Source organism: Kineococcus auxinigenes (genome assembly GCF_050871525.1).
Lineage (GTDB): Bacteria > Actinomycetota > Actinomycetes > Actinomycetales > Kineococcaceae > Kineococcus.
Genome location: NZ_JBKBCT010000135.1, coordinates 1 through 2265, shown reverse-complemented (window position 1 = coordinate 2265; position 2265 = coordinate 1). Strand labels below are relative to the sequence as shown.

At 69.0% G+C, this 2265-nt stretch carries 2 protein-coding genes; one reads left to right on the top strand and one right to left on the bottom strand.

Features of this window, described 5'->3' with window-relative positions; genetic code table 11:
- On the bottom strand, positions 1-358 hold a 358-nt coding region (locus tag ACRYR9_RS19605), incomplete at its 3' end, for a hypothetical protein (RefSeq protein ID WP_432540219.1).
- A gap of 559 nt (positions 359-917) precedes the next feature.
- Between ACRYR9_RS19605 and ACRYR9_RS19600 the strand changes: the two genes are divergently transcribed.
- Positions 918-2265 (top strand): malectin domain-containing carbohydrate-binding protein (locus ACRYR9_RS19600; protein WP_432499143.1); only part of this gene is annotated, 1348 nt, incomplete at its 3' end.

The following is a 2265-nucleotide window of genomic DNA, read 5'->3' as shown; positions in this document are numbered from 1 at the left end:
GTCCCTTGGGGGTGTAGCTGCGGTTCTGGCAGTTGCTCCACTGCACGTCCACGCGCGGCTGCGAGGCCGGCACGGTGTAGATGCTGGTGTTGTACTGGTTCACGTTGAACGCCGCCACGCCGTTGTAGGAGCCGGCCACCTGCTCGGTGAGCTCGCGCACGGTCACCGCTGAGTCCTCGGCCAGCGGAGCGGTGCTGATGTCCTGGAGCCAGACGCTGCGGGGGCCGAAGATCGGCTCGACGGCCTCGGGGGCCACGGCCTCCGGGGGGGAGGTGCTCGACGGGGGGCGCTCGGGTCCGAGCAACCGGAGAGCGACGACGCCGATGGCCAGTGCGAGGACCAGCGCTACCACCAGCACGCCCGAGCGGGCGAGCGTCCGGCGACGCCCCCTCTCGGCTTCCCGTGTCATCAGCACCGGCGTTCCTCCTGGCTCGTGCGGAGTCGTGCGATCACGCGCGTCGGTGGGCGGGTGGGCGTGACGAGCAGCCCCCACCGGGAACTCTACGGGCATCCGGATGTCCGGGTCGATGCTGTCGACGAGCTCCGTGAGCGTCCGCCGCTGCCGCGGGTGGCCCCGTGCGCACGGCCGCACGGTCACGTGGAGTAGGCGCCCGCACGTTCCCTCCTCTTTCGGTCCAGATCCTCACCGACGGTCACCGTCACCGCGTGCCTGCTGAACGGGTGACGGTGGAGCAGCGCGCGTGACCGGTCTTCACGCCTCGTCGATCCGGGAGGGCTGAGCCCTGCGCCGTAAGGGTTGAAGCCGAGCGGGATCGGTTTGGAACGCGAAAGGGGCGGCGGGGGACCAGCCGATGCCTGCTCCAGAGCAGGAACCCGCCGAAACCTTTCTGGAGCCATCGATGCACAGGCGTCCCGCCACCGTTCGAGCCGCGATCGCTGCCTGCAGCGTGGTCGGCGTGATCACCGCCACGGCGTTCAGTGCCGCGGCGACCCCCACCGGGTCCACGCAACCACCGGTCGTAGCGCTCAACGCCGGTGGTGCGGCGGTCACGGTCTCCGGGACGACGTACTCCGCGGACGCCTACGCGACCGGAGGGTCGGTCTCCACCCGGGCTGCGAAGACCGGAACCGCCGACGAGGCGCTGTACGCCGACTTCCGGGTGGGGGTGCAGAGCTATTCGATCCCGGTGCCCAACGGTCAGTACGACGTGACCCTCAAGACGGCTGAGAACTACTGGACCTCCACCGGCAAGCGAGTCTTCGACGTCTCGCTGGAGGGCTCGAAGGTGCTCAGCTCCTTCGACCCGTTCTCCGCCGCAGGCGGTTTCGGTCTCGCGGCGGATCGCACGTTCACCACGACCGTCACCGACGGCAAGGTGGATATGGCGTTCAGTGCGCTGAAGGACAAGGCCATCGTGGCGGGGCTGGTCATCAGGCCGCACATCACCGAGGTCGGAGCCTCGATCAATGCCGGTGGTGCGGCGGTCACGGTCTCCGGGACGACGTACTCCGCGGACGCCTACGCGACCGGAGGGTCGGTCTCCACCCGGGCTGCGAAGACCGGAACCGCCGACGAGGCGCTGTACGCCGACTTCCGGGTGGGGGTGCAGAGCTATTCGATCCCGGTGCCCAACGGTCAGTACGACGTGACCCTCAAGACGGCTGAGAACTACTGGACCTCCATCGGCAAGCGAGTCTTCGACGTCTCGCTGGAGGGCTCGAAGGTGCTGCGCTCCTTCGACCCCTTCTTCTCCGCCGGTGGCCTGGGTCTCGCGGCGGATCGCACGTTCACCACGACCGTCACCGACGGCAAGGTGGATATGGCGTTCAGTGCGCTGAAGGACAAGGCCATCGTGGCAGCCGTGCTCATCAAGCCTCACGTCGCCGCCGCCGTCGCCGGAGGTGCTGCTGTCACGGCCCCGTCCGCGTTCGAGCCGCTCGAGGGGATCTTCGGGGCGAGCAGCGTGTGGAAGCAGGACATCAGCACAGCGCCCCAGGCCGCCAACTCCGCTCCCATGGTGTCGCGCCTCGCTCAGGAGGTGGCCGGCTCCTACAACGGCGTGGCGGCGTTCAACGTGAACCAGTACAACACCAGCATCTACACCGTGCCGGCCTCGCAGCCGCGCGTGGACGTGCAGTGGAGCAACTGCCAGAACCGCACCACTGTTCCGCCCGGGCTGCTGGGGCCCGGTGGGCAGTTCACCCAGGTGCCGGTGCCGGCGGACGCGGTACCGGCCACCGGGACCGACGCGCAGCTGACGATCTACTCGCCCGAGACGAACCAGCTGTGGGAGTTCTGGCGGA